The following is a 26,309-nucleotide window of genomic DNA, read 5'->3' on the forward strand; positions in this document are numbered from 1 at the left end:
CGGTCGGTTCGCTCACTCGCCGGTGCGGCGGGGGAACGCGTGCGTGTGGAAGCGGACCGTTTCCGTGCCCTCTTCCGGCGGCAGGTCGCGGTAGCTGTTGATCAGGTCGTGCATTTTGAGGATCAGCTCATGGCTCTGCCCGGGGGTGAGCTGCAGGGTGAAGTCGCTGAGGTCGGAGCCCCGGCGCCAGTCCAGCGACCAGTCGTGGGTCTGGCTCAGCCAGTTGCCCGCCTCCTGCGTGTGGATCTTCAGGATCTCGGACAGGAAGACTTCGGCCGCGCCGCGCGTGGCCGGGTCCTCGTCGAAGACCAGCGCCTCGTCGAACGCGGTTGCGTCCTGGGCGGTCCGCCACCAGCGCTCGCGGCCCTTGCCGTGTTCGGGCGCGTCTTCGACGAACCCGTGCGCGGCCAGCTGGCGCAGGTGGTAGCTGGTGGCCCCGCTGGACTCGCCGAGCCGCTCCGCGAGTTGGGAAGCCGTGGCCGGACCGTCGTGGCGCAGGGCGCCGAGCAGGCGGATGCGCAGCGGGTGGGCCAGGCCGCGCAGGGACTGGGCGTCGAGGGTGCGGACCTGGGGTTGGGGGGTCGACTTTTCGGATTCGGCGGATTCGGCGGACTCGGCGTTCTTCTCGGGCATGCCTCAACGATAGGGTTGCAAAGAAGTCTATGCAAGGGTTTCTTTGCAACCCTTTCTTTGGAACTTCGGAGTCCTCCCCGGCGGGCCGCCCGCGGTCGGCCGGGTCAGTCGTCCTCGGCCGCCTGCTCGACCAGGGGGATGATCCTCAAGGGGACGGGATTCTCCATGACGATCGCGGTCGAAGCCCTCACGATGCCGTCGAACCCCACGACCCGGTCGATCACCCGCTGGAGATCCGCGTTGGAGCGAGCCACGAGCCGGCACAGCATGTCTCCGTGCCCGGTCGTGGTGTGCAGCTCCAGCACCTCCGGCACCCCGTCCAAGTGCGCCCGTACGTCGGCCCCTTGCCCCTGCTTGATCTCCAGCGTGGCGAAGGCGGTCACCGGGTACCCCAGGGCCGCCGGATCCACCTGCGGGCCGAAGCCGCGGATGACCCCGTTCGCCTGGAGCCGGTCCAGGCGGGCCTGCGCGGTGCCGCGGGCCACGCCGAGCCGGCGCGAGACCTCCAGGACCCCTATGCGGGGCTCCCGGGCGAGCAGCACGATGAGCCGGCCGTCGAGTTCATCGATTCCCACAGGAGCCTCCGGGGTGGTCATAGTGCGCAGATATTCCAGCCATCCTGGGCTCTGACTGTGCAGCTTGTACAGCAGAAATGGAAACTATTGCGCATCTTGTGGAACGGCGGGACTCTGCGCTCATGACTGAGACCCAGCCTCTCGACACCGTCCCGCACACCGCGCGCAAGGCCGACCCCTTCCCGGTCAAGGGCATGGACGCGGTCGTCTTCGCCGTAGGCAACGCCAAACAGGCCGCGCACTACTACTCGACGGCCTTCGGCATGAAGCTCGTGGCCTACTCCGGACCGGAGAACGGCACCCGCGAGACGGCGAGCTACGTCCTGACCAACGGCGCCGCGCGCTTCGTCCTCACCTCGGTCATCAAGGCGTCCACCGACCGTGGCCGCTTCCTCGCCGAGCACGTCGCCGACCACGGCGACGGGGTCGTCGACCTCGCGATCGAGGTGCCGGACGCACGGGCGGCGTACGCGTACGCCGTCGAGCACGGCGCCCGCGGTCTGGACGAGCCGTACGAGGTCAAGGACGAGAACGGCACGGTGGTGCTCGCCGCCATCGCCACCTACGGCCAGACCCGCCACACCCTGGTCGAGCGCGTCGACTACACCGGCCCGTACCTGCCGGGCTACGTCGCCGTCGAGCCGATGGTGGAGCCCCCGGCCAAGCGGACCTTCCAGGCCATCGACCACTGCGTGGGCAACGTCGAGCTCGGCCGGATGAACGAGTGGGTGGCCTTCTACAACAAGGTCATGGGCTTCACGAACATGAAGGAGTTCGTGGGCGACGACATCGCGACCGAGTACTCGGCGCTGATGTCGAAGGTGGTCGCGGACGGCACGCTCAAGGTCAAGTTCCCGATCAACGAGCCGGCGATCGCGAAGAAGAAGTCGCAGATCGACGAGTACCTGGAGTTCTACGGCGGCGCCGGCGTCCAGCACATCGCCCTCGCGACCAACGACATCGTCTCCACCGTGCGCGCGATGCGCGCGGCGGGCGTGACCTTCCTGGACACCCCCGACTCGTACTACGACACGCTCGGCGACTGGGCGGGCGAGACCCGGGTACCGGTCGAGACCCTGCGCGAGCTGAAGATCCTCGTCGACCGCGACGAGGACGGCTACCTGCTCCAGATCTTCACGAAGCCGGTGCAGGACCGCCCGACGGTCTTCTTCGAGATGATCGAGCGCCACGGCTCGATGGGCTTCGGCAAGGGCAACTTCAAGGCCCTGTTCGAGGCGATCGAGCGGGAGCAGGAGAAGCGGGGCAACCTGTAGGTCGCGCGGCTCCGGCGGGGCTGGATTTTCCGGCCCCGCCGCGGTCACCGCCCCGAAGGGCTCGGGCTAGGGCTCGCTCCCGGCTTCGCCCCCGGCTTCGGCTTCGCCTTCGGGAGCTCCGGGGCCACCCACGGGGTGGTGGGCTGCATGTTCTCCGGACCGCCCGCCGGGGGCTGGCCGATCGACGCCAGGGCGTCCTTCGCCAGCGGCCCCCGCACCGGCGAGAACCGCGGGTTGGTCCGCAGTGCCTCCTGGAGGTGGCGCCGCGCTCCGGCCTCGTCGCCCAGGCCCCGCTCGATCATCGCCCGGTGGTACGAGAACTCCGCGAGCCGCAGCCCCTTGTCCGTGGCCTGCTTCGCGTACTCCAGCGCAGCCGTGTCGTCGCCCGCCTTGTGCAGCGCCCAGCCCAGCGCGTCCGCCACCTGCAGGTTCTTGTGCCGGGCCCATTCCGCGGTCAGGCGCCGCACCGCCGCCGCCGGTTCGCCGTGGTCCGCCTCGAACTGGCCGAGGACCAGCTCCTCGTTGACCCCGCCGTCCGGGCCACCGCCCGCGCCGCTCCGGCCGGCCCGCGCGGCGAGGCCCTCGTACACCGACCGCGCCTCGTCGCCCCGCCCCAGCGACTCCAGCAGCTCGCCCAGCTCCAGCGACAGCCTCGGCAGCGGTGCCCGGCCCAGCGCGAGCCGGTAGTCCCGTACCGCCTCCCCGCCCCGCCCCAGCGCGGCCAGCACCCGCGCCCGCCCGCCCAGCGCGTCGGCCTGCGCCGGATCGGTGCGCAGCGCCGCCTCGTACTGCCGCAGCGCCTCCGCCTCGTCGCCGCGCTCCCAGGCCAGCTCCCCGAGCCGGAACAGCACGTAGGCCTTCTCCGGCGGGGCCTTCGCCGCGCCGCCCGCGTGCTCCATGGACATGGTCGCGTCCTCGCGCCAGCCCCGGTCCCGGTAGACCTGCGAGGCCCGGACGAACGCCGCCAGCCCCGGCCGCATGTCCACCAGGCGCTCCATCGCCTTCTCGGCCGCCTTGTAGTCGCCGAGCCCGGCGTACGCGTCCACGAGCACCGGGTACGCCGTCCACCGCTTCGGCGCCTGCGCCCGTACGAGCTCGCCCCAGCGCTTCCCGGTCCCGTAGTCCCGCCGGGCGTTGGCCAGCGCGCCCATGCCCGTCATCGCGTCGAAGTTCCCCTTCTCGGCCGGGCGCACCTCCAGCGACCGCTTCAGCGCCTTCTCCGCCTTCGGGTACCAGGCCGGATCGGCCGTCCTGCGCGCCTGCTCCAGGTACGCCGACCCGAGCACCGCCCACGAGGCGTCGTCGTCGGCGTGGCCCGCGAGCCACTTCTCCCGGTCCGCGACCAGCGCCGACAGGTCCACCGCCGCCGCGGGTGCGCCCATCCCGACGGCCGCGCGGGCCCGCTCGCCGGGCGCCGGCGGGCGCGCGTCGTCGCCCCCGCGGGCCGGCCGGATCAGCAGGGCTCCGGCGATCAGGACCACCGCGACCGCCGCCGCCACCAGGGTCTTGCGGCCGGTCAGGTTCACGGGCGGGGCAGGGGGCCGAGACTCCGCACGCCGCGGCCGCGGCTCCTCGCGGAGCCGCTCCTCGGACGACACCTTCTCGGGCGGCGCCGTCTCGGGCCGCGCTTCCTGACGCATGGGATCCATGGGGTCACTGTGCGTCAATATGAAGAGCTCGCGGAGGTGTCCGAAGAGCGTCGTGGGCGTGTTCACACCGATGGCCCCGACTGTCACGCTGGCCCCATGGATGAGGAAGATTCCGCCAAGCTCCACGCATCGCCCCATGGGCGGCTCCACGCGCTGCTCCTCGAAGGCCTCCCTCCCGGGGCGCTGCTCACCGACCCCCAGGTGACCGCCTCCTACGCCACCGACATGGCGAGCTTCTGCGCCGCCGGCACCCCGGCCGCGGTCGTTCTGCCCCGCACCGCCGAACAGGTCCAGCACGTCCTGCGCACCGCCCACGCGCTGCGCGTCCCCGTGGTCCCGCAGGGTGCCCGCACGGGCCTGTCGGGCGCGGCCAACGCCTCCGACGGCTGCATCGTGCTGTCCCTCGTGAAGATGGACCGGATCCTGGAGATCGACACTGTCGACCGGATCGCCGTCGTCGAGCCCGGGGTCGTCAACGCGGTCCTCTCCCGCGCCGTCGCCGAGCGCGGCCTCTACTACCCGCCGGACCCCTCCAGCTGGGAGCAGTGCACCATCGGCGGGAACATCGGCACCGCCTCCGGCGGCCTGTGCTGCGTCAAGTACGGGGTCACCGCCGAGTACGTGCTCGGCCTCGACGTGGTCCTCGCCGACGGCAGGCTCATGCGCACCGGCCGGCGGACCGCCAAGGGCGTCGCCGGGTACGACCTCACCCGCCTGTTCGTCGGCTCCGAAGGCAGCCTCGGCGTGGTCGTCAAGGCCGTCCTCGCCCTGCGCCCCGCACCGCCCCGCCAGCTCGCGCTGGCCGCCGAGTTCCCCTCGGCCGCGGCCGCCTGCGAAGCCGTCTGCGCCGTCATGGAGGCGGGGCTGACGCCCTCGCTGCTGGAGCTGATGGACCGTACGACCGTCCGCGCCGTCAACGCGCTGGGCCGGATGGGCCTGCCCGAAACCACCGAGGCCCTCCTCCTCGCCGCCTTCGACACCCCGCACGCGCCGGCCGACCTGGCGGCCGTGGGCGAGCTGTGCACCGCCGCCGGGGCGAGCGCCGTCGTACCGGCCGAGGACGAGGCCGAGTCCGAACTGCTGCTCCAGGCCCGGCGGATGTCCCTGACCGCGCTGGAGGCCCTGCGGCCCGCGACGATGATCGACGACGTGTGCGTACCGCGCACCCGGCTCGCCGAGATGCTCGACGGCACCGCGGCCATCGCGCGCGACCACGACCTGCTCATCGGGGTCTGCGCGCACGCCGGCGACGGCAACACCCACCCCGTCGTCTGCTTCGACCCGGCCGACGAGGACGAGACCCGGCGGGCCCGTGCCTCCTTCGACGAGATCATGGCGCTGGGCCTCGCGCTGGGCGGGACCATCACGGGGGAACACGGGGTCGGCGTCCTGAAGAAGGAATGGCTCGCCCGCGAACTCGGCCCGGTGGGCCTGGAGATGCAGCGCGCCGTCAAGCACGCCTTCGACCCGGAGGGACTGCTCAATCCGGGCAAGCTGTTCTGACCTTCCCGGCTGTTCCGGCCCTACGGGGCTGCGTGCGCGGGCGGCCCCCCGCGCCCTCACTCCCCGTCCGAGGACTCGTCCGACGGCCACGGGTCGCGCATCCACAGTTCGTCGGCCGGAGTCGGGGCGAGCAGCTCGGCCAGCGCGTCGTCGAGGCCGAGCCGCTCGGCCTCGGTGCCGGGCGGCACGATCCGCAGGGTGCGCTCCAGCCAGGCGGACACGGACGCGGCGGGCGCCTCCAGCAGGGCGTCGCCGTCGGGGGAGCTGAGCGCCATGCACAGGACGGCCTTGTTCTCGACCTTCGTGGGCCAGATCCGGACGTCTCCGTGGCCGCACGGGCGGAACACCCCCTCGACCAGCAGCTCGCGGGCGAAGGTCCAGTTGACCGGGGTGCTGGAACCGGTGTGGAAGGTGATGTGGACGGCGTACGGGTCGTCCGTGAGGTAGAGGAGCCGCGCGGCGACGGGGATGCTGCGCTCGGGGGAGAGGACCAGCTTCAGTTCCAGCTCGCGTTCGATGACGGGGTGGTGCATGACGGCCTCACTTCGGTGCGGTGTACGTGCTTCTGCCGGTGAGTGGGGCCGGGATTCCCGCCCCACACCCGGAGAGAGCGCCGAAGTGCCCGGGTATGACGCGACTTCGCGAGGCGATGTGGGGATTGGCCGAATTCTGTCGGGTGACCGAAATCGTGCGTACGAGACCGCGTTCGCTCAAAGGCTTGGATTCTCCCGTTACCGGACCTGTCGGGGGGCGGTTCTTGGCTATGGTCCACCCCTGCACAAGCCTCAAGCCACGATCGGAGTTGGGGACATTGACGGCCTCCCCTGGTGACGGCGAGCACGCGGCCCGCGAGGGCTACTACCCCGATCCGTCCATCCCCGGGTACGTCAGGTTCTGGAACGGCCTGAACTGGGTTCCCGGTACGAGCCGCCCCGCGGTCGCGGCCGACGAGACGGGTCCGGTGTTCCTCGACGAGACCGGTGTCACGGAGGCGCTGCGCGAGCCCGAGCGATGGCCCGAACCGGAGCCGGAACCCGCGCCGGAGCCCGTGGTGTGGCAGGCCGACCCCTTCCACCAGTCCGGCTTCGGCGGGCCGCGCGACCATCGGGTGTCCTGGGGCAACGAACCCGCCGCCGTCCGCCCGGCGGGGATCTCGCTGGCCCGCACGCCAGTCCCCGTCCCCTCCCATGTGCCCGCCCCCGCCCCCGCCCCCGTCCCGGTGCCCGCGGCCGCGCCGGCTCCCGCGCCGGTGCCGGTGCCGGTACCCGCGCGGGCGTCCGGCCCCGCCGCCCCCGAGGGCATCGGGATCCTGTCGGCCCGCTCACCGGCCAGCGCGGCCCCCCACGCCGCCCCGGCCCCCGCCCCGGCCCCCGTACCCGCCCCGGCCCCCGTGCCCGTCGCGCAGCCCGCCACACCGAGGCCTCCCACCCCGCGGGCCGTGTTCGAGCGGATGGCGGAGCGGTCCGTGCGCCCCGCCGGGTTCGGGCGCCGGGCCGCGGCCCGGCTGCTGGACACCCTCGTGTACGCGGGCGTCGCGACCGGGGTGGCGCTGCCCCTCGTACCCGGGGCGACCGCGCACCTCCAGGGCAAGGTGGACGCCGCCCGGCTGAGCGGGCGGACCACCACCGTGTGGCTGTTCGACGGCACCATCGCGGGCGGGCTGGGACTCGTACTCGGGGCCGTCCTCGTCTTCGGCATCCTCTACGAGGCCCTGCCCACCGCCCGTTGGGGTCGGACCCCGGGCAAGAAGCTCCTCGGCGTGCGCGTCCTGGCCGCCGCCACCCTGCGTCCGCCCCGCCTCGGCGCGGCCCTGCGCCGCTGGCTCGTGTACGCCTTCCTGGGGCTCCCCGGGGCCGTGTGGGCCCTGGGGGACCGCCCGCGGCGCCGGACCCTCCACGACCGTGTGGCACGCACGTACGTGGCCCGCTAGAGCCTGTCGCCGGGTCGTCGCCGGGTCGTCGCCGGGTCGTCGCCGGGCCGTCGCCGGGTCGTCGCCGGACTGCCGCCGGGCCCCGGTGGGCCGCCCGGGCGCAGGGGCGTCCCCCGAATGGCCGCGCCCCCGTTGCGGGCCGGGCCGGGCCGGGTTCGACTCGGGCCATGAGCACCGATCAGCCGCCGCCCGGCCAGCCGCCCGAGGACGACCCGTTCCTCAAGAAGCCCCAGGAGCCGACGCCCCCGTCGGGTGGTTCGCCGTACGGCTCACCGCCCCCCGGCGGGTCCGGCTTTCCCCCGCCGCCCCCGCCCGGCGGCGGCGGCGGAGGGTATCCGCCTCCCCCCGGCGGCGGGTACCCGCCCCCGCCGCCCCCCTACGGCGGCGGTGGAGACCCGTACGGCGGTGGCGGCGGCATGCCCGACCCGCTCGCCGGGATGCCCCCGCTGGCCGACTTCGGAAAGCGGCTCGCCGCCCGCATCGTCGACCTGGTGATCGTCGCCGTGCCGCTGTTCCTGATCCAGCTGGCCTTCGGCACGAAGCGCTACACGGTCGACACGAGCAACGGCGAGGACGTCTCCGAGGTCATCACCAAGTCCTACAGCGGTAGCGGCCTGATCATGACCTTGATCTCGATCGCCGCGTACCTCGGCTACGACTGGTGGTTCACGAAGAAGAACGGCCAGACCCTCGGCAAGAAGTGGATGGGCCTGCGCGTCGCGATGCTCAACGACGGCAGCGTCCCGCAGTCCAACGCCGCGCTGTCCCGTGCGGCCGTGCTCTGGCTGCCGACGCTGATCTGCTGCTTCTGCCTGTGGCCGATCGCGCTCGTCATCTCGATGCTCGTGGACAAGCCCTACAAGCAGGGTCTGCACGACAAGGTGGGCAAGACCGTGGTGGTCCAGGCGGGCTAGGCCGTCTCTTCCGGCAGCAGCGGTCAACAGGCGTACGCAGCTCAGCGCGCGGGCGGTCTCCCCAGTGGGAGGCCGCCCGCGCCGCGCTGTGCCCGGCGGGTCGCCGTGCCCAACGGCTCAGTGGTGCACGGGATGTTCGGCAGCGGTGGCGGCAGCGGCGGCCGCCACGTCCTCCGGCACGGTGTCGGGCACCGGCGAGGCGGTTTTCGTACGGGCCGGCGCCGCGTGCCGTCCGCGCCGACGCGGGATCGGCACGGTGAGTGCGACGAGGAGCCCGAGGGCGAGGGCGGCGGCGGAAATGACCGCGACGCCGAGTCCCGTGCTCGTCTGCGAGAGCAGCAGCATGGCGATCGTCGAGACGATGACGGTGGCGGACCCGTAGGTGAGCTGTGCGGCAGTCGGACGCGGCATGGCGATATCCGTCCTCGAAGCGGGAGGGGGAGTCGGCTCAACCTGGTCGGGCGTCAAGTGACTCTACGACGGTGGATGCCCGAGCCGCACTGCCGGTAAGCGCGACCTAACCCACAGCTGCGGAGCACAGGGGGCGCACGGGGCTCATTCTCCGGCCGGACTCAAGGCCGGGAAGCGCCGTTCGTCCCATATGGCCGGGGTACGTCCGCATAGCGGAACTCCGTGACCGCATAGTGCAGTTGTAAGGAACAAGTCAAGGTCTGTCTTTTCTTGCGACTCTCCGGTCAAATGTCGTCACTTGAGACGCGCGCCGCACGGAACCCCCCGCTCCTATGGAGACGTTCCGCACTACGTCGCGGCCGCGGGAGGGGAACGACGTCAAGTGACCAGCAATTCCGCGAGGAGACGAGCGCTTCGCGCCGCCGCAGTCGGCGCGACCCTGGCTGTGACCGCAGCCACCGGCGCGGCCTTCTCGATAGCCCAGGCGGACCCGCATCCGTCCGCGCCCGCCACGAGCCGTCAGGACCCGACCTCCTCCGCCAAGGAGCAGGTCGACCACAACCTGCCGGGCCCGTTCAGCGCCGAGCAGGCGAAGGCCAGGAAGGCCGCCCTGGAGCAGGTGCTCTCCGGCAAGAAGCAGGTCGAACAGCGGGGCGCCTCCCAGGTGGTCAAGCTCGACGACAAGAAGTACGTGGAGCTCGGCCGCGAGAAGACCGACAAGATCTTCACGATCCTCGTCGACTTCGGCGACCAGGTGGACAACACCACCATGTACGACCCGGACGGCCCGGGCGGCCCCAAGCCCCCGGTCGTCAAGTACGGCGGCACCCCGGGGCCGGCGCACAACCAGATCGCCCAGCCCGACCGCGCGACGAACAACAGCACCGCGTGGCGCAAGGACTTCAGCCGTGACTACTTCCAGGACCTGTACTTCGGTACCGGCAAGGGCAAGAATTCGCTGAAGACCTACTACGAGAAGACCTCCTCGGGCCGCTACTCGGTCGACGGTGTCGTCACCGACTGGGTCAAGATCCCGTACAACGAGGCCCGTTACGGCTCGAACTACTGCGGCCAGAAGAACTGCAACAACGTCTGGGACACCGTCAGGGACGGCGTGAACGCCTGGGCCGACGCGCAGAAGAAGGCCGGCAAGACCGACGCCGAGATCAAGGCGACGCTGTCCCAGTACGACCAGTGGGACCGCAACGACTACAACCACAACGGCAACTTCAACGAGCCCGACGGCTACATCGACCACTTCCAGATCGTCCACGCGGGCGAGGACGAGTCGGCCGGCGGCGGCGTGCAGGGCGCGGACGCCCTGTGGGCGCACCGCTGGTACGCCTACGGCACCGACGCGGGCAAGACCGGCCCGGCGAACAACAAGGCCGGCGGCACCCAGATCGGCAACACCGGCATCTGGGTCGGCGACTACACGATGCAGCCCGAGAACGGCGGCCTCGGCGTCTTCGCGCACGAGTACGGCCACGACCTCGGCCTCCCGGACCTCTACGACACCACGGGTGGCGGCGAGAACTCGGTCGGCTTCTGGTCCCTGATGTCGGCCGGCTCCTGGCTCGGCGACGGCAAGGACTCCATCGGCAACCTCCCGGGCGACATGACCGCCTGGGACAAGCTCCAGCTGGGCTGGCTGAACTACGACAAGGCCACGGCCGCGACGAAGTCCACCCACAAGCTGGGCGTCTCGGAGTACAACACCAAGGACAAGCAGGCGCTCCTCGTCGACCTGCCGAAGAAGCAGGTCAAGACCGATGTCGTCGCTCCCGCCGAGGGTTCCTCGCAGTGGTGGAGCAACATGGGTGACGACCTCAAGAACACCCTGACCCGGTCGGTCGACCTGACCGGCAAGAAGTCCGCCTCCCTGGCCCTCAAGGGCTGGTGGGACATCGAGCAGGACTACGACTTCCTGTACACCGAGGTGTCCACCGACGGCGGCGCCAGCTGGACCGCCCTCCACGGCACCGCCGACGGCGCGGTCATCCCGGACGACGCCTCGGGCAGCCCGGCGCTGACCGGCGCCTCGGCCGCCTGGAAGTCCCTGGCCTTCCCGCTCGACGCCTACGCGGGCAAGAAGATCGACCTCCGCTTCCGCTACCAGACGGACGGCGGCGCGGGCGGCAAGGGCTTCACGGCCGACGCCCTCAGCATCACCGCGGACGGCACGACCCTGTTCACCGACGGCGCCGAGAACGGCGACAACGGCTGGACCGGCAAGGGCTTCTCGCGCATCGGCGCCGGCTTCACCAAGGAGTACGCGCAGTACTACCTGGCGGAGAACCGCCGCTACGTCTCGTACGACTCCACCCTCAAGGTGGGCCCGTACAACTTCGGCTTCACCAACACGAAGCCGAACTGGGTCGAGCACTACGCGTACCAGGACGGTCTGCTGATCTGGCTCTGGGACACCTCCCAGAAGGACAACAACACCAGCGTCCACCCGGGCTCCGGTCTGATCCTTCCGATCGACGCCAACGCCAAGCCCATGAAGTGGGCGGACGGCACCCTGCTGCGGAACAAGATCCAGCCGTACGACGCGCCGTTCAGCGCGTACCCGACGGATGCCTTCACCCTGCACAACAAGGGCGAGGCGCTGTTCCTGAAGTCGAAGCCGGCCAACAAGGTCTTCGACGACCACAAGGGCAAGTACTACTACGACGAGAACCCGACCGGTTCGGTGAAGGTCACTGACACCAACACCAAGATCAAGATCGTCAAGGAGCCGCGCGACGGTCTCCAGATGACGGTCGAGGTCGGCCCCGCCGTTAAGTAATTCGGTAAAACCGCAGGTCAAAGCATGATCGGCCGTCGCCCCTCTAGCGGGCGGCGGCCGATCGCGTTTAGATGCGTGTTGCGAGTTTCTTATTGACGGGGGAGATGAAGACATGCCCGGTGGAGGTTTCGTCAGATTGCCCGGCGGCAGCGTGGTCGTCGCGCTCACGCTGCCCAGACCGTCCGGAGAGGGCGGAAACGTCCGCGTGCTGGTGCACGCGGCGAACCGGGCCCGCGCCCTGACCAGGCTGCGGAACCTCGGCATGCGCGCCGTCTACCTGCGGGGCAACGCCCAGCCCCCGACCCCGGACGAGATCACCGCCGTCCTGCACCACCCCGACGGCCTGCTCTGGCGCGGCGCGCCGGACCGGGCGCAGGAGCTGTGGCACCCGATCAGGGCACTGCTGGGCTGACGGGGAGCCGGGCGGCCCCGCTCAGCCGGCCACCACGGGGGTGCCGCTCAGCTCGACCCCGGCCTCGCGGAGCTCGTCCAGGGCGCGGGCGGTGGTGTGCGGGGCCACGCCCGCCGTCAGGTCCAGCAGGACGTGCGTACGGAATCCCGCGCGGGCCGCGTCCAGGGCGGTGGCCTTGACGCAGTGGTCGGTGGCGATGCCCACCACGTCGACCTCGGTGACCTGGCGGTCCCGCAGCCACTCCGTGAGCCCGCGGCCGTTCTCGTCGGCCCCCTCGAAGCCGCTGTACGCAGCCTCGTACGCCCCCTTGTCGAACACGGCGGCCACGGCCCCCGAGGTGACGGCCGGCGCGAAGTTCGGGTGGAAGCCCACGCCCTCGGTCCCGGCGACGCAGTGGACGGGCCAGGAGGTCTCGAAGTCCGGCTGCGCCGGGGGGCGCGCGAAGTGCGGCCCGGGGTCGACGTGGTGGTCCCGCGTGGCGACGACGTGCCGGTATCCGGCGGTGGCCTGCCCGATGAGCTCGGTGATGGCGGCGGCCACGTCGGCTCCGCCGGTGACCGCGAGGCTGCCGCCTTCGCAGAAGTCGTTCTGTACGTCGACGACGATCAGTGCGCGGTGCATGTCCGGTGCCCTTCGGCTTGGTGTGTGGTGCGACTGGGACCCTGCGGGGGCTCTTCCCCCACCCCGCCCCTTCCCGAAACTGGGGGCAATCTCAGCCTCGCCGGCGTTTGAGGCGCGGGGTCTGGGGCGGAGCCCCAGGGGCCCCGGCCCAGACGGGCCCGCTACGCGTACTCGGTCGGGATCACGGCCTCGCCGCGCGAGAGCTGCGTGGCCGAGAGGGGGAGGCCCGCCAGGGCCTCGCGGTGGCGGTCGCGGGCGGCCTCCAGCGGCTCGCGGGCCACCACCTCGCCCGCCTTCACCAGCTGGACCAGGAGCTGCGAGTCCGCCAGCGCGGCCGGCACCGGCCCGGTTCCCAGGACCTCCGCCTCCGCGACCCCCTCGGAGTCGGTCCGCCGGGCCGCCCACTTGCGGCCCCCGATGGAGGTCTTCCCGCCCGAGGACTTCTTCGCGACCGACGCGAGCGGCGCCTTCACGTCGGCGGAGGTGGCCCGCGCCACCAGCTTGTAGACCATCGAGCACGTCGGGTGCCCGCTGCCCGTCACCAGCTGGGTGCCGACCCCGTAGGCGTCCACGGGGGCCGCCGCGAGCGAGGCGATCGCGTACTCGTCCAGGTCCGAGGTCACCACGATCTTCGTCGCCGTCGCCCCGAGCTCGTCCAGCTGCTGGCGCACCCGGTGGGCGACGAGCAGCAGGTCCCCGGAGTCGATCCGGACCGCGCCCAGCCCGGTCCCGGCGACCTCCACGGCCGTGCGGACCGCCTCGGCCACGTCGTAGGTGTCCACCAGCAGGGTGGTCCCGCTTCCCAGCGAGGCGACCTGCGCCGTGAAGGCACCGCGCTCGTCGTCGTGGAGCAGGGTGAAGGCGTGCGCGCTGGTGCCGACCGTCGGGATCCCGTAGCGGAACCCGGCCGCCAGGTCCGAGGTCGAGGTGAAGCCGCCGACGTACGCGGCCCGCGCCGAGGCGACCGCCGCCAGCTCGTGCGTGCGCCGCGCGCCCATTTCGACCAGCGGCCGGCCGCCGGCCGCCGTGGCCATCCGGGAGGCGGCCGCGGCGATCGCCGAGTCGTGGTTGAGGATCGAGAGGATCACCGTCTCCAGCAGCACGCACTCGGCGAAGCTGCCCTCGACGCGCAGGACCGGCGAGCCGGGGAAGTAGACCTCGCCCTCCGGATAGCCCCAGATGTCGCCCGAGAAGCGGTACGAGGCCAGCCAGTCCAGGGTCCGGGTGTCGACGACGGCCCGCTCGCGCAGGAACTCCAGTACGGCGCCGTCGAAGCGGAAGTTCTCCACCGCGTCGAGCACCCGGCCGGTTCCCGCGACCACGCCGTAGCGCCGCCCCTCGGGCAGCCGCCGGGTGAAGACCTCGAAGACCGAGCGCCGGTCGGCGGTGCCGTTGGCCAGGGCGGCCTGCAACATCGTGAGCTCGTAATGGTCCGTGAAGAGCGCTGTCGACGGCACGTCCACCGGCAGGCCCAGGTCCGCAGGGTTCATGCGTCGGATGCTAGCGCACATCTCGTCAGATTGACGAGATGTAGGGGCCCGTTTGTGCGACCGGCCCTCCGCAGTGGCAGCATGGGACAAGTGAGTGTTGCTCCTGTTGAGATCGAACGCACCGAATCGGCCGAAGAGACCTTCGCGGTCCCGGAACCCGACGTCCCCTGGGTGACCCTGGTGCACAACGACCCGGTGAACCTCATGAGCTACGTGACGTACGTGTTCCAGGCGTACTTCGGCTACTCCAAGGACAAGGCGAACAAGCTGATGCTCGACGTCCACCACAAGGGCCGGGCGGTCGTCTCCAGCGGCACCCGCGAGGAGATGGAACGCGACGTGCAGGCCCTGCACGGGTACGGCCTCTGGGCGACCATGTCCCAGGACCGCAACTGATGGGCGGCGTGTTCGAGTCCCTGAAGGGCGGCGGCGCCGCCATCGCGCTGGACGAGATCGAGATCTCGATCCTGCGCTCCCTCGCCGTGCAGCTGCTGGAGCTCATCGGCCCCGGCGACCCGGAGCCCGAGCCGGACGCCGACCCGCTCGCCGTGCTCTTCGCGGCCTCCGACGGCCCCACCGAGCCCCCGTCCGACCCGGCCCTGGCCCGGCTCTTCCCCGACGCCTACGGCGGCCCGGAGACCCCGCCCGGCGCCGACACGGAGGAGCTGCGGGCCCACTCGGCCGAATTCCGCCGCTTCACCGAGAACGACCTGCGCACCCGCAAGCGGGAGGACGCGCTGGCCGTCGTACGCAGCCTCGACGGGCTCACCCCGGCCGGCGACGGGGCGGCCGTCCTGGAGCTGACCGGCGAGCTGCGGCTGCGCTGGCTCGGCGCCCTCAACGACCTGCGGCTCACCATCGCGGCCCGGCTCGACATCACCGAGGACGACGAGAGCGCCGTCCTCTTCCGGCTCCCGGACGACGATCCGCGCAAGCCGATGGTGATGGCCTACCTGTGGCTCGGCGGTCTCCAGGAGACCCTGATCGAGACCCTCACCGAAACCCTCTGAGGATCCTCAAGGAAACCCTCCGGGGCATTCGCCCCTCGGGTCCGGTCGCTCAGCGGACGCTCAAATCCGGATAACGATCAGATCACCGCGATGCGGTGGTCTGATCTGCTCCGCGACCTTTGTCCCGATTTTTTTGCGTCATGCGTCACACTTTCACCCCTCGGTCACCCGTAAGCCCGTGATAAATCTTCACGACCGCCGACGGGGCGCCACCCATGTCCCCCGGCCTGCTTGAACCGGCTGACCGCCGGCGTGCAACTCCATCCGTATCCGGGGGGATCGAGGACCCGATCCGCAGCCAGTGAAGGCGCGGACCGGCGTGGAGAAAGGCGCACCAAGACATGACCTCCGTACAGGTCGACGAGCAGCAGCACGACAAGACGCCCGGACAGGGCGGCGGGGCCGAGGGCGGCGGCGAGGGTTACCACCGCGCGCTGGGCGCCCGCCAGATCCAGATGATCGCGATCGGCGGCGCCATCGGCACCGGCCTCTTCCTGGGCGCCGGCAAGGCCATCTCCAAGGCCGGACCGAGCCTGATCCTGGCCTACGCCATCGCCGGCCTGGTCATCTTCTTCATCATGCGGGCCCTGGGCGAGCTGCTCATGTACCGCCCCGTCTCCGGCTCCTTCTCGGACTACGCCCGGGAGTTCCTCGGCCCCTTCTGGGGTTATGTGACCGGCTGGACCTACTGGCTCTTCTGGGTGGTCACCGGCATCGTCGAGGTCACCGCGGCCGCGCAGTACATGGCGTACTGGACCCACGACAGCTTCCCGCAGTGGGCGTACGCGCTGATCTTCACCTTCGTCCTCTACGGCGCCAACCTGATCTCCGTGAAGCTCTTCGGCGAGCTGGAGTTCTGGTTCTCCATGGTCAAGGTCACCGCCATCGTCGGCATGATCCTGATCTGCGCCGGCATCCTCACGATCGGCTTCTCCGACGCCGCGGACACGGCGACCGTCTCGAACCTGTGGAACGACGGCGGCTTCTTCCCCAAGGGCCTCGGCGGCACGCTGATGACCCTGCAGATCGTGATGTTCGCCTTCCTCGCGGTCGAGCTGGTCGGCGTCACCGCCGGCGAGTCCAAGGACCCCGAGAAGACCCTGCCCAAGGCCATCAACACCGTGCCGTGGCGCATCGCCGTCTTCTACGTCGGCGCCCTGGTCATGATCCTGTCGGTCGTCCCGTGGCACGAGTTCCAGCCGGGCGTCAGCCCCTTCGTCGCCGCCTTCGAGAAGATGGGCCTGGGCATCGGCGCGGCGATCGTCAACTTCGTCGTCCTCACCGCCGCCCTGTCCTCCTGCAACTCGGGCATGTACTCCACCGGCCGCATGCTGCGCGACCTCGCGCTCAACGGCCAGGGCCCGAAGGTCTTCACCAAGCTCACCAAGAGCGGCACCCCGCTCGCCGGCACCACCTTCTCCGCCGCGCTGATGCTGGTCGGCGTCTGGATCAACTACAGGGCCCCCGGCAAGGCCTTCGACTACGTCGTCTCCTTCGCCACCATCTCCGGCATGTGGGCCTGGATCATGATCCTGGTCTGCCAGATCCGCTACCGGGCCGCCTCCGACCGCGGCGACCTTCCGAAGTCGCCGTTCCGGGCGCCCGGAGCCCCGTACACCAGCTACTTCGCGCTGGCCTTCATCGGCATGGTCATCGTGATGATGGGCATCGACAAGGACGCCCGCGTCTCGCTCTACTGCGCCCCGCTGTGGGCCCTGCTGCTGGGCGTCTCGTACCTGGTCCTGAAGTCCCGCGACCCGCGCGGCACGGCCTTCACGAAGGCCTCGTAGCCCCTTCGGGGGCACCCCATGAACCGTGAGTCCCGGCCGCCTGTCACGGCCGGGAACCACGCCCCTTCGGGCCTCGTGTCCACCATTCGGGCCCTCCCGTACCACTCCTCGGTACGGGAGGGCCCGTCTGCTTATCCTGTCGAACATGCTGACCCTCACCCAGGCCCTGTACGACCAGATCGTCGCGCACGCCCGTCAGGACCACCCCGACGAGGCGTGCGGAGTGGTGGCCGGCCCGGCGGGCACGGACCGCCCGGAGCGGTTCGTCCCGATGCTGAACGCGGCCCGGTCGCCCACGTTCTACGAGTTCGACTCGAAGGACCTGCTGAAGCTCTACCGCGAGCTCGACGACCGGGACGAGGAGCCCGTCATCGTCTACCACTCGCACACCGCGACCGAGGCTTACCCCTCGCGCACGGACGTCACCTATGCGAACGAGCCCGGCGCGCACTACGTGCTGGTCTCCACGGCGGACAAGGACGGCCTCGGGGAGTTCCAGTTCCGGTCGTACCGGATCGTCGGAGGCGTGATCACGGAGGAAGAAGTGCAGGTCGTCGCGGGTTACTGAACCGCGACTGTCCAACATGTGAGCGGTATCCGTCCACGATGCGGAATCACACTCCAAACCAGGGACCGGGAATCGTTAACATGACCGCATGGTTTCCCACGACGTGAGCATCGAGACGCCCGGCAGGCTGCTGCTTGTGGCGCGGCTGCACGTCGACCTGTGCCGCCTCGCCAGCGCCATCTGTCCCGCCGCCTGAGCCCGGAACCCCGTACCGGGGCCCGCACCGCTCACGCCCGCGCGCCGCTCGACCCTCCGCCTTCCTTCCTCTTCCCTCACCATCCTGACTGGAGCCTGCCATGGCCATCGAGGTCCGCATCCCCACCATCCTCCGCACCTACACCGGCGGCGAGAAGGCCGTCTCGGGTGAGGGCGCGACCCTGTCCGAGCTCCTCGCGGACCTGGAGACCCGTCACAAGGGCATCCAGGAGCGCATCGTCGACGAGGCGAAGGGCGGCGAGCTGCGCCGCTTCGTCAACGTCTACCTCAACGACGAGGACGTCCGCTTCCTCGACGGCATCTCCACCGCGCTCAAGGACGGCGACAACGTCACCATCCTCCCGGCCGTAGCCGGCGGATCGAAGTAATGCGCTACGACTCCCCACTGGCCGCGGTCGGCAACACGCCGCTCGTACGGCTGCCCCGGCTCTCGCCCTCCGACGACGTACGGATCTGGGCCAAGCTGGAGGACCGCAACCCGACCGGCTCGATCAAGGACCGCCCGGCGCTCCACATGGTCGAGCAGGCCGAGAAGGACGGCCGGCTGTTCCCCGGCTGCACGATCCTGGAGCCCACCTCCGGCAACACCGGCATCTCCCTGGCGATGGCGGCGAAGCTCAAGGGCTACCGGATCGTGTGCGTGATGCCGGAGAACACCTCGCAGGAGCGGCGAGACCTGCTGGCCATGTGGGGAGCCGAGATCATCCCTTCGCCGGCGGCGGGCGGCTCGAACACGGCCGTCCGCGTCGCGAAGGAGCTGGCGGCGGAGCACCCGGACTGGGTGATGCTCTACCAGTACGGCAACCCCGACAACGCGGGCGCCCACTACGCGACGACCGGCCCGGAGATCCTGGCCGACCTCCCCTCCATCACCCACTTCGTGGCGGGCCTGGGCACGACCGGCACCCTGATGGGCGTCGGCCGCTACCTGCGCGAGCACGTGCCGGGCGTCAAGATCGTGGCCGCGGAACCCCGCTACGACGACCTCGTCTACGGCCTGCGCAACCTCGACGAGGGCTTCGTCCCCGAGCTGTACGACCCCTCGGTCCTGACGACCCGCTTCTCGGTGGGCTCGGCGGACGCGGTCACCCGCACCCGTGAGCTCCTCCAGCTGGAGGGCATCTTCGCGGGCGTCTCCACGGGCGCGGCCCTGCACGCGGCGATCGGCGTGGGCCGCAAGGCGGTGGCGGCGGGCGAATCGGCCGACATCGTCTTCGTCGTGGCCGACGGCGGCTGGAAGTACCTCTCGACGGGCGTCTACACGGCCGCCACGACGGAGGAAGCCATCGAGGTCCTCCAGGGCCAGCTCTGGGCGTAGCCCGCGGGGCGACCCGTCGGCGGGGCTGGATTTTCCAGCCTCGCCCGGGGGTCCCCCCGGACGAAGTCTGGGGGAGTTTGAGGCGCGGGGTCTGGGGCGGAGCCCCAGGGAACGGTGGAAGGGCGGGTAGGGGACAGGCCCCGCGCAGCGGCAGCCCGACCCCGGCCCAGGGTCAGGACAGCAGTGCGGCCAGCACACCGGCGTGGCTCTCCGCCGGGTCCTTGACCGCGGTCAGCAAAGTGACCGGCCCGGCCCCCGCAAGGCCCCGCAGCCGTGCGATCTCCGCCACCGCCTCCGGAGCGCTCAGCTCCGCCTCGTACCGGGCCCGGAACTCCTCCACGGACCCACCCCCGTGGAACCACTTCCGCAGCTCGTTGGACGGGGCGACGCCCTTCGCCCAGTCGTCCACCCCCGCCGCCTCCTTCGACAGCCCGCGCGGCCACAGCCGGTCCACGAGGACCCGTACGCCGTCCACCCCCGGCTCCGCGGCCTCGTAGACCCGCTTCAGCCGGACGACCCGAGTCCCTTCACCTCGTCCCACACCGCCGGGTCCACCGTCCCCAGCCGCCGCGCGAACTCCCATACCGACACCTCCGTCACCCGGTCCGCCTCCAGGAACCCGCCCCGCGCCCCCACCACGCCCGGCGGCAGCGGGATCACCCCGGCGCGCCGGTCGTCGTACTTCCCGGTGATCCGTGCGATCCGCGCCCAGTGGGCCCGTACGCCCAGCACCAGGCAGGGCCGCCCGTCCGTCAGGGACCACAGCTCACCGGGGACCGGCCGCGGCGGTGCCCCCGGGCCGTGCGGCGGCTGCGGGGCGTGCCGTGCCCGCCGGGGGATCAGTACCAGCAGGACCACGACCACCACCGCGGCGACCGCGGGCCACCAGGACGTGTCCATACTCCGACCGTAGCCGCGCCCCCCGCACCCGGCGCGGCAGCCACACGACGGCCACACCCCTGCCACGCGACGGCCGGACGGCAACCCGCATCCGCCCCGTCGCTCCCCCGGGTGACAGCACAGGTGATTCCCCCCACAACGGCCCGCCGCGGAGGAGCGACCGGAGGTTTCGCGCCTTACGCTCGACCCACGCACGGCCCGCATTCCGTCCACGGACCGTCCACGGAGGTTCACGCTCCATGAAGCTCACCGTCGTCGGCTGTTCGGGTTCGTTCCCGTCCGCGGAATCGGCCTGTTCGAGCTACCTCGTCGAGGCCGACGGCTTCCGGCTGCTCCTCGACATGGGCAACGGCGCCCTCGGCGAGCTACAGCGGCACATCGGGCTCTACGACCTCGACGCGATCTTCCTGAGCCATCTGCACGCCGACCACTGCATCGACATGTGCGCGTACTTCGTCGCCCGCTTCTACCGGCACGAGGGCGGCCGCTGCGGCGCCATCCCCGTCTACGGCCCCGAGGGCACCGAGAAGCGGCTGTCCACGGCCTACGAGGACGTCCCCGACGAGCGCTCCATGAGCGAGGTCTTCGACTTCCGGACCCTGAAGTCCGGCAGTTTCGAGATCGGCCCGTTCCAGGTCCGCACCGAGAAGGTCTGTCACCCGGTGGAGTCCTACGGCATCCGCGTCGAGCACGGCGGCCGCTCCCTCACGTACTCCGGTGACACCGGCGCCTGCCCCGAGCTGGCGCTGCTCACCGAGGACACCGACCTCTTCCTCTGCGAGGCCTCCTTCACGCACGGCAAGGAGGACATCCCGGACCTCCACCTCAACGGCCGCGAGGCCGGCGAGTTCGCCCGCGGCGGCCGGGTCGGCCGGCTGGTCCTGACGCACATCCCGCCGTGGACGGACGCGCAGCGCAACCTTGCCGACGCCCGCGCGGTCTACGACGGCCCGGTGGACCTGGCGTACACGGGCGCGGTCTACGAGGTCTGACCGGGGCGCGTCGAGCGCCCCGTGGTGTCGGCGGTCGCGGAGAGCAGGAGCCGTAGCTGTTCCAGGTCCGGCTCCAACCCCCGGCCCGCCCCACGTTCCTCGGCTGCCGCGCGCGCGGGACCGAAGTCGCCGTACCGCCCGCAGGCCAGGGCCAGGGTGGCTTGCAGCTCGTACAGCCTGCCCATCAGGTGGCGGTTGTCCTGCGTTTCCCAGGTACGGACCGCGTCGATCTCGTCGACCAGGGAGGACAGCCGTCCCAGCAGCCGGCCGGCATCTATGAGGCCGGTGTAGTAGGCCGCCTCGACCTTCCTGCCCGCCGCGTCGAGGCTTCCCGCCTGCCGCCGCACCTCATCGGCGCCACCGAAGCGCAGCGCCAGCTCGCACAGCAGCGCCGAGGTGTCCGTCAGGCGCTCCGTGGCGTAGTCGCCGGCTCCCGAGGCGCGGGCGCGGGCCACGGCCGACGCCAGGTCTTCGTAGAGACGCCGCAGCTGATCGGCCGGAACGGCGTCGAGGTCCATGGTGTCGCGCACCAGGTAGTACAGCCACTTGGGGTTGTCGGGTTCGGCCGCCCGGCACAGCTCCAGGAGGCGCCCGTTGCGCCGCACCTTGTCCTTCCGCGCCATCTCCTGCGGGGTGTAGCCCGTGTGATCGAGACGGACACCGAGGTAGGCGCGCGGCGGCGTCGTGCCCTCGTGGTCGTAGGGGCGTTCGTGGATGCGTCCCCGGAACGCGATGGGGGTCCCACCGCGCAGGATCCGGTGGTTGTCGGTGTAGGTGCGGCCGTCGGCGTCCACGATCGTGGGTGAGACGACGAATGCGGCTTCCGGCACGAGGTAGTCCAGCACGCGCAGGACACGCCGCAGGTCTCCCCTGTCAGGGGCGGCGATCGTCTCGTCCGCGTCGATGAAGAGGGTCCACCCCTGCGTGCCCCGCGCCAGTGCCAGATTGCGGTGGTACGCGAAGTCGTCCCGCCAGGGCGATTCGACGACCTCGACCGCGGGTAGGGCCTCGCGGGCCCGGGCGACCGTACGATCGGTGGATCCGGTGTCCACGAGGAGCACGTGATCGGCGTCCGCCGACAGTGAGCGCAGACAGGCGGAGATCTGGTCCTCTTCGTCCCGGGCGAGGACGGCGGCCGTGACCGGCCGTGCCGTGAAGGCGGAGTAGGAACCGAGCAGTTCGGCCCACGAACCGAACGGAACCGTGGTCTCCGCCAGGTCGGGGCTCAGGGCCCGTACGAGGGACGCATCGGCGGCAAGCGGCGACGGCCCGGAGAGTGCCAGCTGTTCCAGCACAGCGCCCAGGTTCATACGAGTTCTCCGTGGGTGAGGGAAGCCGCGTCCAGAGCGACACGCTGGTCGAACGAGGCGTCGCGGACGGCTCCGTGGGCCACGACGATCTTGGTGGCCGCCAGGTCCGACAGATTGGCCCAGATCCGCGTGAACGTCTCGTCGTCGATGCCGCCGAAGCTCTCGTCGAAGAGGAACACGGCGGGGTCGTGCAGCACGGCGCGGGCGAGCGACATCCGTTGCAGCTCGCCCCGGGACAGCTCGGTGCCGTCCTCGCGCAGCGCGGTGTCCAGTCCTTGCGGGAGCGTGCGCAGGACCTCGTCGAAGCAGGCGACGCGGCAGGCCGCGAAGATCTCGTCGTCAGTGTGGGACCCGCCGAACGCGAGGTTCTCCCGCAAGGCGGCGGTCAGGACGGTGGGGGCCTCGGGGACGTAGAGGATCTTGCGGCGCACGACGCTGTCGGGCAGTTCCCTGACCTCGACCCCGCCGAGGCGCACCGTACCGGTGTAGTCGTCCTGGAGACCCGACATGAAGCGCAGGAGCGTGCTCTTGCCCGCCCCGTTGGCCCCGTGGATCAGCGTGCTGCTGCCGAACGCAATCCGCAGGCTGAGTTCCTTCAGGATGAAGTCCTCCCTGCGGGAAGGTTTGAAGGAAAGGCGCTCGATGTCGATGTCGCACGCGGTGACCGCCGTGTCCGGCATCTCCCCTTCGGCCCGGTCGAGTTTCTCGTCATCGCGCTGGAGCGAGATGTCCCGGTACCGCCCGAGTGCCGCCGAGGTTCTTTGCAGGGTCACCTGCAAGGACGCCATTGATTCCATTGCGCCGAGGAAATATCCGGCCATGGTCAGATATCCGAAAACCTGCCCGACGGTGAGTGAGCCGGAATTCATGAATGTCAGGGCGAGCCATGTGATGAGGATGGTCGAGATGGACTGGGTACCCAGTTTTATGACCAGGTTGGTGTTTTCCAGTCGGCCGAGCCGTTGTTCCGCCACGATTCTGCGGTCGAGGAGGCTGGATATCCGGCTGGTCGCGTAGTCGCGTCGGCCGTACGCCTGGATCTCACTGACCCCGCGGATCAGGTTCACGGCCTCGGACTTCAGCGTCGCGTCCCTTTGTAGGGATTCCTCCGCGGCTTCGCGGATCGACGGGTACAGGATCAGGGAGCTGCCCACGTTCACCGCCGCCGGCCCGAGGAGCAGGAGGAAGAAGACCGGTTCGACGTAGAGCAGGTAGCCGCCGACGGTGAGCACGACGAAGAGGTCCACCGTCGCGCCGATCGTGGTGCTCGTCACCAGCGTCTGTATCTCCTGGACGTCGTCCAGACGTCCGGCCAGATCTCCCGTTCTCCGGGTGCGGAAGAAGGACCAGGGCAGGCGGAAGAGCTTCGAGACGTACGCGTGGGAGAGCTGCCGTTGCATCCGCTGGCTCAGCGTGACGACCAGCCGCCCGCGGGCGTACTGGAGGCAGGTGGCGGCGATCGCCACGGTCAGGAAGGACAGGGACAGCAGGGCCAGGGAGCTGGGCGCGGACCCCTTCACCACCTCGTCCACCGCCAACTGGACGAACAGGCTGATCGCCAGTGCCAGTGTGGACACGACTACGGTGGCCGCCAGGATGGCGAGGAGCGCGCGCTTGTGGGTGCCGGCGGCCTGCCGCAGGAGGGTGGACGATCCGAATCGCCCGGTCCACGCGGCACGCGCGAGACCGCGGGTCGGGGGCCGTTCGGTGACCAGGGTCTCCTCGCGCCGCAGCTGCGTCATCAACGCCGCGGAGATGGTGCTCACGCGGTGGAAGAGCGGGTCGCTGACCTGGAAGTCTCCTCGGGCGTCGATCGCGTGGACGACGACGAAGTGGCGGAAGCCGTCGTCGTCGAGGAGGACGATGGCGGGACCCGCGACGCGGACCGCCGTCGCGAGCGCGGGGGTGTCGAGTCTCAGGAGTTCCGTGTCGATGCCGTATCCGGCCAGTACGCCGCGGAGTTGCAGGAGGCTCGATCCGTCGTCGCCGAGTCCGACCGACTCCCGCAGGATGGCTTGGTCGATGAAGACGCCGTGCCTGCGCAGGACGGTGCGCACGCTCGCGGGTCCGCAGTCGGTCTCCCCGTCCTGATGCGTGTGATATCTCTGCCATTTCACCGGTCGTGAACCTCCCCCGAAAAAGCGGGTGCCTGCCCTCTCGTCACGAGAGGGCAGGCACCCTTGTCCACAATTAGGGACGGCCGTACAGCTTGTCGCAGCCGAGCGACTTCCAGAGCTTGTAGTAGTCGGTCGGCGAGCCGCCACACGGCATCGGGTTGAACGACTGCAGGTAAATGGCGGCGCACTGGGCGCGGCTGGGATTACCGGCGCCGGAGGCGGCAGATGCCTCGTCGTCGGTCAGCTGGGCGAAGTTCATGCTGCGAAGGCTCGACAGACTCATGGTTTCCCCTCGAATGATGCGTGGTCGTCAATGCTTGGGCCCGGGAATCACCCTACGACAGTTGATGATCTTGATGCAATGCCGGGTCGGCGTATTCGAATCGAGCGGCGACGGGGAAACAAAAGGGCGCGCCAAAGGGTGTGCACACCGCATCCGGTGTGCACACCCTTGGAATTGTGTTGGGGCGTCCCCTACTTGGCCTCGGCCTTCAGGATCTCGGCGAGCTCCTCGTCGGACTCGCGGCCCGGCGTCGGCAGGTTCCACTTGGTGATGGCGAAGCGGAAGACGAAGTAGTAGACGACCGCGAAGCAGAGGCCGATGCCGGCCAGGCCCCACGGGTTCTTCGCGATGCCGAGGTTCAGGACGAAGTCGACCGCGCCGGCGGAGAAGCCGAAGCCGTCCCGCATGCCCAGGGCCCAGGTCAGCGCCAGGGAGACACCGGTCAGGACCGCGTGGATCGCGTAGAGGACCGGGGCGATGAACATGAAGGTGAACTCGATGGGCTCGGTCACACCGGTCACGAAGGCGGTGAGCGCGAGGGAGAACATCATGCCGCCGACGACCTTGCGGCGCTCGGGGCGGGCGCAGTGGACGATCGCGAGGCAGGCGGCCGGGAGGGCGAACATCATGATCGGGAAGAAGCCGGTCATGAACTGTCCGGCGCTCGGGTCACCGGCGAGGAAGCGGCTGATGTCGCCGTGGACGGCGCCGGTCGGGGTGTCGAAGGAGCCGGCCTGGAACCACGGGAAGGAGTTCAGGAGGTGATGCATGCCGATCGGGATCAGCGCGCGGTTGGCGACACCGAAGATGCCCGCGCCGACGGCGCCGGAGCCGGTCAGCCACTCGCCGAAGCTGTGCAGACCCGTACCGAGGACCGGCCAGATGAGGCCGAAGACGATGCCGGTGACCAGACCCGCGAAGGCAGAGAGGATCGGGACGAGGCGGCGGCCGCCGAAGAAGCCCGCCCAGTCGGGCAGCTTGGTCCGGTAGAACTTCTGGTACAGCAGGGCGGTGATGATGCCCATCACGACGCCGCCGAGGACACCGGCGTTGACGGTCGCGTCGACCAGGGCGACCTTGTGGTCGACGACCTTCTCGACCTTCGGCAGGTTGCTGTCCGTGAAGGTGGCGAGCACCTTCTGGAAGACCAGGTAACCGGTGACGGCCGCGAGAGCGGTCGAACCGTCGGACTTCTTGGCGAAGCCGATCGCGATGCCGACGGCGAACAGCAGCGCCATGTTGTCGAGGATCGCGCCACCACCGGCGGCCATGTAGCCGGCGATCTTGTTCACGAAGGTCGGGAAGGTGTCCTTCCCGAGCATGTCGCCCGCGCCCAGGCGCAGCAGGAGTGCGCCGGCCGGCAGCACCGCGACGGGGAGCATGAGGCTCCGGCCGATGCGCTGCATGACGGCCATCACGCCAGCGCCCTTCTTGCTTTCCGCAGCGGTAGCTGTGGACATGGTCATCCTCCAGTGGACAAGGCGCTGCCAAGGCATGGAAAAGGGGGTTCGGCGGCGTCTCGGAACGGGGGACCGCGGGGCCGAAAGGCCTACGTGGTCTACACCACTCAGTGGTGTAGACCAGTTGTAGCACGGTGAGGTC

At 70.5% G+C, this 26,309-nt stretch carries 27 protein-coding genes; 14 read left to right on the forward strand and 13 right to left on the reverse strand.

The window, feature by feature from the left end; all coding sequences use genetic code 11:
* Window positions 1-12 precede the first annotated feature (12 nt).
* Together ACFXDJ_RS24540 and ACFXDJ_RS24545 are read right to left on the reverse strand one after the other, a co-directional pair.
* Window positions 13-633 (reverse strand): ArsR/SmtB family transcription factor, encoded by a 621-nt coding sequence (locus tag ACFXDJ_RS24540; RefSeq protein ID WP_384651749.1) that lies wholly within the window; start codon window positions 631-633, stop codon window positions 13-15.
* A gap of 104 nt (window positions 634-737) precedes the next feature.
* A complete protein-coding gene (locus tag ACFXDJ_RS24545) occupies window positions 738-1,208 on the reverse strand; it encodes an Lrp/AsnC family transcriptional regulator (RefSeq protein WP_384651747.1) in 471 nt (156 codons plus the stop codon).
* A 122-nt stretch (window positions 1,209-1,330) separates the two neighbouring features.
* Here ACFXDJ_RS24545 and hppD point away from each other — a divergent pair, with 122 nt between their 5' ends.
* The gene (gene hppD, locus ACFXDJ_RS24550) at window positions 1,331-2,482 is read left to right on the forward strand and encodes a 4-hydroxyphenylpyruvate dioxygenase (protein WP_384651745.1); all 1,152 of its coding nucleotides are present in this window, start codon (window positions 1,331-1,333) and stop codon (window positions 2,480-2,482) included.
* A 44-nt stretch (window positions 2,483-2,526) separates the two neighbouring features.
* Here hppD and ACFXDJ_RS24555 read toward each other — a convergent pair whose 3' ends face one another.
* Window positions 2,527-4,131: a tetratricopeptide repeat protein gene (locus ACFXDJ_RS24555; protein WP_384651743.1), complete on the reverse strand. Its 1,605-nt coding sequence runs from the start codon at window positions 4,129-4,131 to the stop codon at window positions 2,527-2,529.
* A gap of 96 nt (window positions 4,132-4,227) precedes the next feature.
* Here ACFXDJ_RS24555 and ACFXDJ_RS24560 point away from each other — a divergent pair, with 96 nt between their 5' ends.
* Window positions 4,228-5,634, forward strand: coding sequence for an FAD-binding oxidoreductase (locus ACFXDJ_RS24560; protein ID WP_384651742.1), 1,407 nt, complete (start codon window positions 4,228-4,230; stop codon window positions 5,632-5,634).
* 56 nt (window positions 5,635-5,690) lie between these two features.
* Here ACFXDJ_RS24560 and ACFXDJ_RS24565 read toward each other — a convergent pair whose 3' ends face one another.
* Entirely contained in the window at window positions 5,691-6,167 is a 477-nt protein-coding gene (locus ACFXDJ_RS24565) for an SsgA family sporulation/cell division regulator (RefSeq protein ID WP_384651740.1), read from the reverse strand.
* 278 nt (window positions 6,168-6,445) lie between these two features.
* Here ACFXDJ_RS24565 and ACFXDJ_RS24570 point away from each other — a divergent pair, with 278 nt between their 5' ends.
* Both ACFXDJ_RS24570 and ACFXDJ_RS24575 read left to right on the forward strand, forming a co-directional pair.
* Window positions 6,446-7,564 (forward strand): RDD family protein, encoded by a 1,119-nt coding sequence (locus ACFXDJ_RS24570; protein WP_384850291.1) that lies wholly within the window; start codon window positions 6,446-6,448, stop codon window positions 7,562-7,564.
* Between the two features lie 167 nt (window positions 7,565-7,731).
* Window positions 7,732-8,478 (forward strand): RDD family protein, encoded by a 747-nt coding sequence (locus ACFXDJ_RS24575; RefSeq protein ID WP_384651736.1) that lies wholly within the window; start codon window positions 7,732-7,734, stop codon window positions 8,476-8,478.
* A gap of 117 nt (window positions 8,479-8,595) precedes the next feature.
* Here ACFXDJ_RS24575 and ACFXDJ_RS24580 read toward each other — a convergent pair whose 3' ends face one another.
* Window positions 8,596-8,889: a hypothetical protein gene (locus tag ACFXDJ_RS24580; RefSeq protein WP_384651734.1), complete on the reverse strand. Its 294-nt coding sequence runs from the start codon at window positions 8,887-8,889 to the stop codon at window positions 8,596-8,598.
* 439 nt (window positions 8,890-9,328) lie between these two features.
* Here ACFXDJ_RS24580 and ACFXDJ_RS24585 point away from each other — a divergent pair, with 439 nt between their 5' ends.
* Both ACFXDJ_RS24585 and ACFXDJ_RS24590 read left to right on the forward strand, forming a co-directional pair.
* A complete protein-coding gene (locus ACFXDJ_RS24585; protein WP_384651786.1) occupies window positions 9,329-11,680 on the forward strand; it encodes an immune inhibitor A domain-containing protein in 2,352 nt (783 codons plus the stop codon).
* Between the two features lie 112 nt (window positions 11,681-11,792).
* Window positions 11,793-12,092, forward strand: coding sequence for a hypothetical protein (locus tag ACFXDJ_RS24590; RefSeq protein WP_330296596.1), 300 nt, complete (start codon window positions 11,793-11,795; stop codon window positions 12,090-12,092).
* Window positions 12,093-12,113: 21 nt separating this feature from the next.
* Here ACFXDJ_RS24590 and ACFXDJ_RS24595 read toward each other — a convergent pair whose 3' ends face one another.
* A complete protein-coding gene (locus ACFXDJ_RS24595) occupies window positions 12,114-12,713 on the reverse strand; it encodes a nicotinamidase (RefSeq protein ID WP_384651732.1) in 600 nt (199 codons plus the stop codon).
* A gap of 161 nt (window positions 12,714-12,874) precedes the next feature.
* Complete coding sequence (locus tag ACFXDJ_RS24600; RefSeq protein WP_384655977.1) at window positions 12,875-14,203, reverse strand: nicotinate phosphoribosyltransferase; 1,329 nt, start codon at window positions 14,201-14,203, stop codon at window positions 12,875-12,877.
* An 81-nt stretch (window positions 14,204-14,284) separates the two neighbouring features.
* Between ACFXDJ_RS24600 and clpS the strand changes: the two genes are divergently transcribed.
* From clpS to ACFXDJ_RS24635, 7 genes are all read left to right on the forward strand, one after another.
* The gene (gene clpS, locus ACFXDJ_RS24605; protein ID WP_330296593.1) at window positions 14,285-14,599 is read left to right on the forward strand and encodes an ATP-dependent Clp protease adapter ClpS; all 315 of its coding nucleotides are present in this window, start codon (window positions 14,285-14,287) and stop codon (window positions 14,597-14,599) included.
* Window positions 14,599-15,213 (forward strand): DUF2017 domain-containing protein, encoded by a 615-nt coding sequence (locus tag ACFXDJ_RS24610; protein ID WP_384655974.1) that lies wholly within the window; start codon window positions 14,599-14,601, stop codon window positions 15,211-15,213. The genes clpS and ACFXDJ_RS24610 overlap by 1 nt, the downstream gene beginning before the upstream one ends.
* A 341-nt stretch (window positions 15,214-15,554) precedes the next feature.
* The gene (locus ACFXDJ_RS24615) at window positions 15,555-17,003 is read left to right on the forward strand and encodes an amino acid permease (RefSeq protein ID WP_384655972.1); all 1,449 of its coding nucleotides are present in this window, start codon (window positions 15,555-15,557) and stop codon (window positions 17,001-17,003) included.
* A 145-nt stretch (window positions 17,004-17,148) separates the two neighbouring features.
* The gene (locus ACFXDJ_RS24620; RefSeq protein WP_384655969.1) at window positions 17,149-17,571 is read left to right on the forward strand and encodes a Mov34/MPN/PAD-1 family protein; all 423 of its coding nucleotides are present in this window, start codon (window positions 17,149-17,151) and stop codon (window positions 17,569-17,571) included.
* Window positions 17,572-17,659: 88 nt separating this feature from the next.
* A complete protein-coding gene (locus ACFXDJ_RS24625) occupies window positions 17,660-17,767 on the forward strand; it encodes a putative leader peptide (protein ID WP_311736929.1) in 108 nt (35 codons plus the stop codon).
* Window positions 17,768-17,867: 100 nt separating this feature from the next.
* A complete protein-coding gene (locus ACFXDJ_RS24630) occupies window positions 17,868-18,155 on the forward strand; it encodes a MoaD/ThiS family protein (RefSeq protein ID WP_384655965.1) in 288 nt (95 codons plus the stop codon).
* The gene (locus tag ACFXDJ_RS24635; RefSeq protein ID WP_384655962.1) at window positions 18,155-19,105 is read left to right on the forward strand and encodes a PLP-dependent cysteine synthase family protein; all 951 of its coding nucleotides are present in this window, start codon (window positions 18,155-18,157) and stop codon (window positions 19,103-19,105) included. The genes ACFXDJ_RS24630 and ACFXDJ_RS24635 overlap by 1 nt, the downstream gene beginning before the upstream one ends.
* Before the next feature lie 172 nt (window positions 19,106-19,277).
* On the opposite strand, the gene ACFXDJ_RS24640 is transcribed toward ACFXDJ_RS24635, so the two are convergent.
* Both ACFXDJ_RS24640 and ACFXDJ_RS24645 read right to left on the reverse strand, forming a co-directional pair.
* Complete coding sequence (locus ACFXDJ_RS24640) at window positions 19,278-19,646, reverse strand: DUF488 domain-containing protein (RefSeq protein ID WP_384655959.1); 369 nt, start codon at window positions 19,644-19,646, stop codon at window positions 19,278-19,280.
* The gene (locus ACFXDJ_RS24645; protein WP_384655956.1) at window positions 19,610-20,005 is read right to left on the reverse strand and encodes a hypothetical protein; all 396 of its coding nucleotides are present in this window, start codon (window positions 20,003-20,005) and stop codon (window positions 19,610-19,612) included. Before ACFXDJ_RS24645 ends, ACFXDJ_RS24640 begins: the two co-directional genes overlap by 37 nt.
* Window positions 20,006-20,244: 239 nt before the next feature.
* On the opposite strand from ACFXDJ_RS24645, the gene ACFXDJ_RS24650 reads away from it, so the two are divergent.
* Window positions 20,245-20,997: an MBL fold metallo-hydrolase gene (locus tag ACFXDJ_RS24650; protein ID WP_384655954.1), complete on the forward strand. Its 753-nt coding sequence runs from the start codon at window positions 20,245-20,247 to the stop codon at window positions 20,995-20,997.
* Here ACFXDJ_RS24650 and ACFXDJ_RS24655 read toward each other — a convergent pair.
* The 4 genes from ACFXDJ_RS24655 to ACFXDJ_RS24670 form a co-directional block, all read right to left on the reverse strand.
* Entirely contained in the window at window positions 20,985-22,307 is a 1,323-nt protein-coding gene (locus ACFXDJ_RS24655; protein WP_384655951.1) for a glycosyltransferase, read from the reverse strand. The genes ACFXDJ_RS24650 and ACFXDJ_RS24655 overlap by 13 nt on opposite strands.
* Entirely contained in the window at window positions 22,304-24,424 is a 2,121-nt protein-coding gene (locus ACFXDJ_RS24660) for a peptidase domain-containing ABC transporter (RefSeq protein WP_384655949.1), read from the reverse strand. The genes ACFXDJ_RS24655 and ACFXDJ_RS24660 overlap by 4 nt, the downstream gene beginning before the upstream one ends.
* 73 nt (window positions 24,425-24,497) lie before the next feature.
* The gene (locus ACFXDJ_RS24665) at window positions 24,498-24,707 is read right to left on the reverse strand and encodes a hypothetical protein (RefSeq protein WP_384655946.1); all 210 of its coding nucleotides are present in this window, start codon (window positions 24,705-24,707) and stop codon (window positions 24,498-24,500) included.
* Between the two features lie 191 nt (window positions 24,708-24,898).
* A complete protein-coding gene (locus ACFXDJ_RS24670; protein WP_384655943.1) occupies window positions 24,899-26,167 on the reverse strand; it encodes a PTS transporter subunit EIIC in 1,269 nt (422 codons plus the stop codon).
* Between the last annotated feature and the right edge of the window lie 142 nt (window positions 26,168-26,309).

The organism is Streptomyces sp. NPDC059443, assembly GCF_042750105.1.
Lineage (GTDB): Bacteria > Actinomycetota > Actinomycetes > Streptomycetales > Streptomycetaceae > Streptomyces.

Bases quoted from the DNA above. Each gene is read 5' to 3' on its own strand.
- ACFXDJ_RS24540 (WP_384651749.1), bottom strand. From the start codon at position 633: ATGCCCGAGAAGAACGCCGAGTCCGCCGAATCCGCCGAATCCGAAAAG.
- hppD (WP_384651745.1), top strand. From the start codon at position 1,331: ATGACTGAGACCCAGCCTCTCGACACCGTCCCGCACACCGCGCGCAAG.
- ACFXDJ_RS24555 (WP_384651743.1), bottom strand. From the start codon at position 4,131: ATGGATCCCATGCGTCAGGAAGCGCGGCCCGAGACGGCGCCGCCCGAG.
- ACFXDJ_RS24560 (WP_384651742.1), top strand. From the start codon at position 4,228: ATGGATGAGGAAGATTCCGCCAAGCTCCACGCATCGCCCCATGGGCGG.
- ACFXDJ_RS24565 (WP_384651740.1), bottom strand. From the start codon at position 6,167: ATGCACCACCCCGTCATCGAACGCGAGCTGGAACTGAAGCTGGTCCTC.
- ACFXDJ_RS24575 (WP_384651736.1), top strand. From the start codon at position 7,732: ATGAGCACCGATCAGCCGCCGCCCGGCCAGCCGCCCGAGGACGACCCG.
- ACFXDJ_RS24580 (WP_384651734.1), bottom strand. From the start codon at position 8,889: ATGCCGCGTCCGACTGCCGCACAGCTCACCTACGGGTCCGCCACCGTC.
- ACFXDJ_RS24590 (WP_330296596.1), top strand. From the start codon at position 11,793: ATGCCCGGTGGAGGTTTCGTCAGATTGCCCGGCGGCAGCGTGGTCGTC.
- ACFXDJ_RS24595 (WP_384651732.1), bottom strand. From the start codon at position 12,713: ATGCACCGCGCACTGATCGTCGTCGACGTACAGAACGACTTCTGCGAA.
- ACFXDJ_RS24600 (WP_384655977.1), bottom strand. From the start codon at position 14,203: ATGAACCCTGCGGACCTGGGCCTGCCGGTGGACGTGCCGTCGACAGCG.
- clpS (WP_330296593.1), top strand. From the start codon at position 14,285: ATGGGACAAGTGAGTGTTGCTCCTGTTGAGATCGAACGCACCGAATCG.
- ACFXDJ_RS24610 (WP_384655974.1), top strand. From the start codon at position 14,599: ATGGGCGGCGTGTTCGAGTCCCTGAAGGGCGGCGGCGCCGCCATCGCG.
- ACFXDJ_RS24615 (WP_384655972.1), top strand. From the start codon at position 15,555: ATGACCTCCGTACAGGTCGACGAGCAGCAGCACGACAAGACGCCCGGA.
- ACFXDJ_RS24620 (WP_384655969.1), top strand. From the start codon at position 17,149: ATGCTGACCCTCACCCAGGCCCTGTACGACCAGATCGTCGCGCACGCC.
- ACFXDJ_RS24625 (WP_311736929.1), top strand. From the start codon at position 17,660: ATGGTTTCCCACGACGTGAGCATCGAGACGCCCGGCAGGCTGCTGCTT.
- ACFXDJ_RS24630 (WP_384655965.1), top strand. From the start codon at position 17,868: ATGGCCATCGAGGTCCGCATCCCCACCATCCTCCGCACCTACACCGGC.
- ACFXDJ_RS24635 (WP_384655962.1), top strand. From the start codon at position 18,155: ATGCGCTACGACTCCCCACTGGCCGCGGTCGGCAACACGCCGCTCGTA.
- ACFXDJ_RS24645 (WP_384655956.1), bottom strand. From the start codon at position 20,005: ATGGACACGTCCTGGTGGCCCGCGGTCGCCGCGGTGGTGGTCGTGGTC.
- ACFXDJ_RS24650 (WP_384655954.1), top strand. From the start codon at position 20,245: ATGAAGCTCACCGTCGTCGGCTGTTCGGGTTCGTTCCCGTCCGCGGAA.
- ACFXDJ_RS24655 (WP_384655951.1), bottom strand. From the start codon at position 22,307: ATGAACCTGGGCGCTGTGCTGGAACAGCTGGCACTCTCCGGGCCGTCG.
- ACFXDJ_RS24665 (WP_384655946.1), bottom strand. From the start codon at position 24,707: ATGAGTCTGTCGAGCCTTCGCAGCATGAACTTCGCCCAGCTGACCGAC.
- ACFXDJ_RS24670 (WP_384655943.1), bottom strand. From the start codon at position 26,167: ATGTCCACAGCTACCGCTGCGGAAAGCAAGAAGGGCGCTGGCGTGATG.